This window comes from Microvirga pakistanensis (genome assembly GCF_004458765.1).
Lineage (GTDB): Bacteria > Pseudomonadota > Alphaproteobacteria > Rhizobiales > Beijerinckiaceae > Microvirga > Microvirga pakistanensis.
This window is the reverse complement of record NZ_SPJX01000285.1, coordinates 1-223: the sequence shown is the minus strand read 5'-3', so window position 1 is coordinate 223 and position 223 is coordinate 1. Positions and strand designations below refer to the sequence as shown.

The following is a 223-nucleotide window of genomic DNA, read 5'->3' as shown; positions in this document are numbered from 1 at the left end:
GACCGGAGCTGGTATTCCGGCTACATCAACTCGCTCACCTACGTGCTGATCAACACGGTGCTGTCGATCGCCTTCGCATTGCCGGCGGCCTATGCGTTCTCGCGGTACCGCTTCCTCGGCGACAAGCACCTGTTCTTCTGGCTTCTCACCAACCGCATGGCACCGCCCGCGGTCTTCGCGCTGCCCTTCTTCAACCTCTACTCGGCCATCGGTCTGTTCGACA

Annotated in this window: 1 pseudogene; it reads left to right on the top strand. The window is 61.0% G+C overall.

Annotated features, from left to right (window positions below):
• Window positions 1-223: pseudogene (locus tag E4K09_RS15280) on the top strand (carbohydrate ABC transporter permease); the annotation flags it as partial.